9 protein-coding genes are annotated in these 7,188 nt (G+C 66.3%); all 9 read right to left on the reverse strand.

The window, feature by feature from the left end; translation table 11 throughout:
• Nucleotides 1–319: DUF4189 domain-containing protein (locus Q8N40_RS12005; RefSeq protein ID WP_371135679.1), on the reverse strand; the 319-nt coding region annotated here is incomplete at its 3' end.
• A gap of 97 nt (nt 320–416) precedes the next feature.
• Nucleotides 417–2,021, reverse strand: a complete 1,605-nt coding sequence (locus Q8N40_RS12010; RefSeq protein ID WP_305711964.1) for a molybdopterin-binding/glycosyltransferase family 2 protein — start codon at nt 2,019–2,021, stop codon at nt 417–419.
• Nucleotides 2,018–2,719 (reverse strand): XdhC family protein, encoded by a 702-nt coding sequence (locus Q8N40_RS12015; RefSeq protein ID WP_305711965.1) that lies wholly within the window; start codon nt 2,717–2,719, stop codon nt 2,018–2,020. The genes Q8N40_RS12010 and Q8N40_RS12015 overlap by 4 nt, the downstream gene beginning before the upstream one ends.
• Nucleotides 2,716–3,045, reverse strand: coding sequence for an XdhC family protein (locus tag Q8N40_RS12020; protein ID WP_305319892.1), 330 nt, complete (start codon nt 3,043–3,045; stop codon nt 2,716–2,718). The genes Q8N40_RS12015 and Q8N40_RS12020 overlap by 4 nt, the downstream gene beginning before the upstream one ends.
• A gap of 11 nt (nt 3,046–3,056) precedes the next feature.
• Nucleotides 3,057–4,256, reverse strand: a complete 1,200-nt coding sequence (locus Q8N40_RS12025) for a VWA domain-containing protein (protein WP_305711966.1) — start codon at nt 4,254–4,256, stop codon at nt 3,057–3,059.
• Between the two features lie 206 nt (nt 4,257–4,462).
• On the reverse strand, nt 4,463–5,371 hold the full coding sequence (locus tag Q8N40_RS12030; protein WP_305711967.1) for a MoxR family ATPase: 909 nt from the start codon (nt 5,369–5,371) through the stop codon (nt 4,463–4,465).
• A gap of 49 nt (nt 5,372–5,420) precedes the next feature.
• Nucleotides 5,421–6,227, reverse strand: coding sequence for a xanthine dehydrogenase family protein subunit M (locus tag Q8N40_RS12035; RefSeq protein WP_305319895.1), 807 nt, complete (start codon nt 6,225–6,227; stop codon nt 5,421–5,423).
• A gap of 32 nt (nt 6,228–6,259) precedes the next feature.
• Nucleotides 6,260–6,745: a (2Fe-2S)-binding protein gene (locus Q8N40_RS12040; protein ID WP_305319896.1), complete on the reverse strand. Its 486-nt coding sequence runs from the start codon at nt 6,743–6,745 to the stop codon at nt 6,260–6,262.
• 302 nt (nt 6,746–7,047) lie between these two features.
• Nucleotides 7,048–7,188: CoxG family protein (locus tag Q8N40_RS12045; protein WP_305711969.1), on the reverse strand; the 141-nt coding region annotated here is incomplete at its 5' end.

The following is a 7,188-nucleotide window of genomic DNA, read 5'->3' on the forward strand; positions in this document are numbered from 1 at the left end:
TGGTCGCGGCGTTGAGTGAGCTGGAAATCTTCGGCTTGACGGCGTAGCCGTGGGCGCCGCAGGGATTGGCCATGTCGACCGCGAGGGCCGCGCAGGCGCGCTTCATGGTCACCGCCTTGCATTCGCCCTTGCACTGCTTCAGCGCCGCGGCGCGGGCGGCGGCTTCCTCCGGGTAGTCATAGGCCTGGCCATAGGCACCGCATTTGCCGACCGCGAACGCGCCGGCCGCCCATGACGGCGTGGCCAACAGCCCGAACAGCGCGAAAATCGCGGCACATGCAAAGATCGCGCGACGGTGCGCGGCGTCAGAAAACGTCAAAATCCCCTCCCCCGAGGCCTGGCCGCGGGAATCTACCTCATGGGACGTTTCGACTTGGTGAACGAGAGATTGAATTTGCGGGTGGCGGGGTGGGCAATCACCCCCGCTGTGCCTCTTCCAGCGCCTGCGGGGTGTCGATGTCGAGAAACGCGCCATGGCCCTCGACCGGGACTTCCGCCACCGCCTCGGCGTGTTTGGCGATCAAATGTCGGGCGCCGATATCGCCCTCCAGCGTCATCAGTTCGTTGAAGAAGCGGCGCGACCACAATACCGGATTGCCGCGCCGGCCGTCGCTGACGGGCACCGCGATCAGGCTGCCGCGATCCGGCGCAAAGGTCTCGATCAGCCGGTCGATCAGATCCGCGGAGATCAGCGGCATGTCGCCGAGACAGACTACCGCGCCGTCGGCATTTGGTGGCACCGCGGCGATGCCTGATTTGACCGAACTGGCGAGGCCCTCGGCGAAATCCGGATTGCGCACGAACGTCACGTTCAGCCCGGCCAATGCCTGCTCGACCTGCGCGGCCTGATGGCCGGTCACGACCACGACGCCGGAGGCCTTCGAAGCCAGCGCCTGTTCGGTCACGATCCGCACCAGCGTCTTGCCGCCGAGTTCGGCCAGCAGCTTGTTGGGACCGCCCATCCGGGTGGAGCGCCCGGCGGCCAGAATGATCGCGGCGACGTTGCGGTTGCCCTCGGGACCGACAGGCGTGCGCGGCTGCGGCCGGGTCACGATTTCCATCAACAGCCCGCCGACGCCCATGCCGGTGAGTTCGGCGCGGGTGACCTTGAGGCCGGCCAGCAGGCGCATCAGCACCCAATCAAAGCCGTTCTCGACCGGCGAGCGCGCGCAGCCGGGCGCGCCCAGCACCGGCACGCCGCCGGCATTGCCGATCAGCAGGAGATTGCCGGGATCGACCGGCATGCCGAAATGCTCGATCGAACCGCCGATGTCGGTGATCGCCGCCGGAATCACGTCGCGCCGGTCGGCGATCGCGGAAGCGCCGAACACGATGACAAGCTCGGCGCCGAGCCCGAGCAATTCCCGGATCGAAGCCGCGAGATCAGCCTCGTCATGCGGCACGCGGCGCTCGGCCATGATGGCGGCGCCGGCCGGCGCCAGCCGTTCCGCCGTGACCCGCAGCGTCTTCTCGATGACCTTCGGCGCCAATCCCGGCAGCAGGGTCGAGACAATGCCGACGCGTTTTATGACATAGGGCGCGACAAGCAGCCCGCCGCCGCTGGCAGCCGCTACGGCAGCGTCCCGCAGCGTGCCTGCGACGCCGAATGGAATGATCTTGACGGTGGCGATCATCTCGCCTTCGACCACCGGCTTGAACGCAGCCAGCGTGGCGAAGGTGATGGCTTCATCGACCGCATTGATGCGGTCGACCCTGGCGCGGTCCACCACCAGCACGCCGGCCCTGGCGGCAAACAGATTGGCGCGACCGGTGAAGGCGCGCTCGACATTGACGCCGTCGTCGGCGACGGCCTGCGCGATGCTGGCGGCGGCGACGTCTTCGGAGACGTCGCCCGGCTCCAGCCGCACCACGACGACTTCCTTGACGCCCGCTTTATCGAGAGCCGCCACCTCGGCGGGACCGATCGTGGTGCCCTTCTTCAGCACCAGCGATCCCTGGCGCAGCGTATGGACGGTGACGCCGCCGACCGCGTCGGCCGGACTGGCGGGACCGAACTTCATGCCGCCTGTTCTTTTTCTTGTTTCGGCAGCCGCAGCTGCGCGGTGATCTCGGCCATGATGGCGACCGCGATCTCCGACGGCGACACCGCGCCGATTGCGAGCCCGATCGGCGCGTGAATGCGGGCGATGTCGCTGTCATTGGCGCCCTGCGCCTTCAGCCGCTCGCCCCGCTTGGCGTGGGTCTTACGCGAGCCCAGCGCGCCGATATAGAAGCAGTCGCGCGCGAAGGCGTGCAGCAGCGCCGGATCGTCGATCTTCGGATCATGCGTCAGCGCCACGAACGCCGTGTAGTGATCGATGTTGAGCGGCGGCAGCGCCACGTCGGGCCACTCCGCGATCAACGGCACATCCGGAAACCGCTCCGGGCTGGCAAAGGCCGTGCGCGGATCCACCACCGTCACGTCGTAGTCCAGCGAGCGCGCCAGTGGCGCCAGCGCCTGGCTGATGTGAACCGCGCCGACGATCACGAGTCTGGCGGTCGGCGCATAGACATTGAGAAACAGCTTTTTGCCGCCGGCTTCGATGGTGCCGCTCTTGCCCATGCGCAGCTGTTTTGCCAGTTCCGATCGCAGCGGATCGCTGGAAATATCGGCGGCCTTGACCAGCCGCTGGTCGCCATTGTCGGTATCGGTGACGACGATCACCGGCCGGCGCGCGGCGCGCTCGACATTGACGGCCTTGAGGGTCTCGAGCTTCACGACTGGCCCACTTTCTCGACGAACACCCGGATGGTGCCGCCGCAGGACAGCCCGACATTCCAGGCGGTCTCGTCGGCGACGCCGAATTCGAGCATCTTCGGCTTGCCGCTGGCGATCACGTCGAGCGCCTCAGTGACCACGGCGCCTTCGACGCAGCCGCCGGACACCGAACCCAGAAAGGTGCCGTCATCGTTGATGACGAGGCTGGAGCCCGCGGGCCGCGGCGCCGAGCCCCAGGTCTCGACCACGGTGGCCAGCGCCACGCCATGGCCGGCGGCCTGCCAGTCCTCAGCCGCTTTCAGGATATCTTCGTCGCGATTGAGCATGGGAGCCTCTTTCAAGCTGCAGACCTGATCAGGCTGCGGTGGTGCGGCGGCGGCGCCGAGGACAACGCCGCGATCAGTCCCTCGATCGAACTCAAATTATGTACCGGACGGAATTCGTCAACATGCGGCAGCATCATTTTGATGCCCTGCGCCTTGGCCTCGAAGCCGCCGAAGCGCAGCAGCGGGTTAAGCCAGATCAGGCGGCGGCAGGAACGATGCAGCCGGTCCATCTCGAATGCCAGCCTGGCGTCGGCCTCGCGCTCCAGCCCGTCCGAGATCAGGAGCACGATGGCGCCCTGCCCGAGCACGCGGCGGCCCCATAATTTGTTGAAGGCGTGCAGCGAGGTGCCGATCCGGGTGCCGCCGGCCCAGTCCTCCACAACAGACGAACACGCCGCCAGCGCCTCGTCGGGATCGCGCGCGCGCAGACTGCGCGTCACATTGGTCAGCCGGGTGCCGAACAGGAACACCGAGACGCGCTTGCGCGCGTCGGTGATGGCATGCAGGAAATGCAGGAACAGCCGCGTGTACTCGCTCATCGAGCCCGATATATCGAGCAGCGCCACGATCGGCGCCGGCTTGTCGATCCGCCCGAGCCGGTGGATGTCGATGATGTCGCCGCCGGTGCGTAAACTGCCGCGCAAGGTGCGGCGCATGTCGAGCCGCAGGCCCCTGATATCCGGCTGATAGCGGCGGGTGCGCAATTCGGCCTGCGGCAGCCGCATCTGCGCGATCGCGCGGGTGACCTGCGCGATCTCGGCCGCACTCATCTGCGCGAAATCCTTCTTCTGCAGGATTTCCTTGTCGGACACGGAGAGCCGCAGTTCCTGCTCCTGGGCCTGCGGCATCTCGGTGGTCTGCGGCTGCGACAGTGCCTCCTGGACCCGGCGCGACGCCGGCGGCGGTTTCTTTTTGGCGTGATCCGGCAGCGGCACCGAATCCAGCATGTGCTTCCACTCCTCGGCGGCGCGGAAGAACAGGTCGAAGGCCTGCGCAAAGATCAGCGCATGCTCGTGGCGCTTGACGAAGATGGCTTCCAGCGTGGTGAAGACATCGGCGCGATTGCCGATCTCGATCACCTGCAGCGCATTCAGCGCATCGATCACCGCGCCCGGCCCGACCGGAATCCCGGCGGCGCGCAACGCCCGGGCGAAGCCGACGACATTGTCGGCCATTTGGCCGGTGGGAGGATCGAGATGATTGATGGCCATCGGAATCGTCACTCTCTCATACGGCCGGTGCGCTCCCTCTCCCGCCCTTGCGGGGGAGGGTTGGGGTGGGGGCTGCCTCAACAATCGCACTGTCCGATGCAGTCGCCCTGCTCCGGGCAACACAAAACTCAACCGCCTGACTGTCGGAGAGAGCCCCGACCCCAGCCCTCCCCCGCAAGAGCGGGAGAGGGGGCGCACTGCCGTTGCTAACTCTCGCTCGTCGCTTCCTTCAAAACCTTCTGCAAGCCGTCGCCCTGCATCCGCGCGATGTCGTCCTGGTATTTCAGCAGCGCGCCAAGCGTGTCGCCGACCACTTGCGGGGTTAGCGACCGCGCGTCGAGTTCGGTCAGCGCGGTGGCCCAGTCGATGGTTTCGGCGACGCCGGGCGACTTGTAGAAATCCTGGCTGCGCAGCGCCTGCACGAAGCGGACGACCTGCTGCGACAGCTTTGCGGAGATGCCGGGCACCCGCGACTTGACGATCGCCAGTTCGCGCTCGGCGTCGGGATAATCCACCCAGTGATAGAGGCAGCGTCGCTTCAGCGCGTCGTGAATCTCGCGGGTACGGTTCGAGGTGATGATGACGATCGGCGGCTGCGGCGCCTTGATGGTGCCGAATTCGGGGATCGTGACCTGGAAGTCCGAGAGAATTTCCAGGAGATACGCCTCGAACGCCTCGTCGGCGCGGTCGAGTTCGTCGATCAGCAGCACCGGCGCGCCGGCCACGTCGGGCTCCAGCGCCTGCAGCAGCGGCCGCTTGATCAGATAGCGTTCGGCGAAGATGTCTGACGACAACTGGTCGCGGTCGGTATCGCCGGCGGCTTCGGCGAGCCGGATCGCGATCATCTGCGCGGCGCTGTTCCACTCATAGACCGACGAGGCGACGTCGAGACCTTCGTAGCACTGCAGCCGGATCAGCTTGCGTCCCAGCGCCGCCGACAGCACTTTTGCGATTTCGGTCTTGCCGACGCCGGCCTCGCCTTCGAGGAACAGCGGCCGGCCCATCCGCAGCGCGAGATAGGTCACCGTCGCCAGCGAACGCTCCGCGAGATAGCCGCGCGAGGTCAGGAGTTCGAGCATCGCATCGACGGAGGTGGGCAGCGCCGATGCGGTCATGAGAACGCCAGTCGTAGTTCGCAGGGAATCGGCCAAGGAGTCGGCAAGGTCAGGCTTTGGCGGTCGCGGCTTCGACGGCGCGGCGCGCCAGCACCGCGATCAGATGGGCGCGATACTCGGCGCTGCCGTGCAGGTCGCCGTTCAGGCCGTCGGCGGGCACCGTCATGCCGTCGAGCGCCTTGTGCGAGAAGCGCTTCTTCAGGGCTTCCTCGAACGAGGTGACACGGAACACGCCTTCGGAGCCGGCGCCGGTGACGGCGACGCGGACATCCGACGGACGCTTGGCGACGAACACCCCGACCAGCGCGTAGCGCGAGGCCTGGTTGCGGAACTTGATGTAGGCAGCCTTCTTCGGCACTGGGAACATCACCCTGGTGATGATCTCGTCGCTCTCCAGCGAGGTCGTGAACAGGCCCTGGAAGAACTCCTCCGGCTTGAGGCGGCGCTTGTTGGTGACGATGGTGGCGCCGAGCGCGAGGCACGCCGCGGGATAGTCGGCGGTCGGATCGTTGTTGGCGAGCGAGCCGCCGATGGTGCCCTTGTGGCGCACCGCGGGATCGCCGATCAGGCCGGCCAGTTCGGCCAGCGCCGGGATCGCCTCGCCGACGATGGCCGATGTCGCGACCGTGTTGTGGGTGGCGGTGGCGCCGATCACCAGCGAGCGGCCCTTCATCTCGATGCCATCCAGCCCCTCGATATGGCTGAGGTCGACCAGATGCGGCGGGCTAGCGAGCCGCTGCTTCATGACCGGCAGCAGCGTGTGGCCGCCGGCGATCACCTTGGCGTCCTCGTTCTTCAGCAGCAGGTTGGCGGCCTGCCGAACCGTCGCCGGACGATGATACTTGAATTCGTACATGAGAGTTTCCTGATCGCCGTGCGGGACGTGCGTTACGCGAGGTCGGATTTGGCCATCGCCCTGGCGCCGGCCGCGATCGACAGAACGATGTTCTGATAGCCGGTGCAGCGGCAGAGATTGCCTTCGAGCTCCTCGCGGATGGTATGGTCGGAAAGGTCGTTGCCCTTGCGGTGCACGAGGTCGACCGCGGTCATGATCATGCCGGGGGTGCAGAAGCCGCATTGCAGGCCGTGGTGCTCGCGGAAGGCTTCCTGCATCGGATGCAGCGGCGCGCCGTCGGCGGCCAGGCCCTCGATGGTCCTGACCTCATGGCCGTCGGCCATCACCGCCAGCATGGTGCAGGCCTTGACCGCCTTGCCGTCGACATGAACGACGCAGGCGCCGCATTGCGAGGTGTCGCAGCCGACATGGGTGCCGGTCAGGCGCAGATTCTCGCGCAAAAACTGCACCAGCAGTGTGCGGGGGTCGATATTGGCGTTGACGGGATTGCCGTTCACGATCAGCGAAATCTTGGCCATTCAGCACTCTCTTCATCTGCGCTGCTGCATTGCACCGCGGCGCAGTCATTAAAATCATTCCAAAGCCATAATATGGGCCATCCCGGCAATGAGCAACCTCACCTTGGGCATGGCTTGATTGACTTGCAATGCTCGTAGCTCCCCTCCCTCCACGCGCCCTTGCGCGTGGTGGGGAGGGGTCGGGGGTGGGGGGTGGCGCGGGATACGAAGATGCTGCAGTCCCAGCCGATAGACCCCCACCCCCGACCCCTCCCCGCCGCTTCGCGGGTGGAGGGGAGAAGAAAAGTGCGATCCGTTGAACTCTAGCCCTGCACCGCCTTGGCGAAATTGGCGAAAAATTCATCGGCCAGCTTCTTGGCCGATCCGTTGATCAGGCGCTGGCCGAGCTGGGCCAGCTTGCCGCCGATCTGCGCCTCGACATTATAGGTCAGCAGCGTGCCGCC

Origin of the sequence: Bradyrhizobium sp. (assembly GCF_030693485.1) — a bacterium.
GTDB lineage: Bacteria > Pseudomonadota > Alphaproteobacteria > Rhizobiales > Xanthobacteraceae > Bradyrhizobium.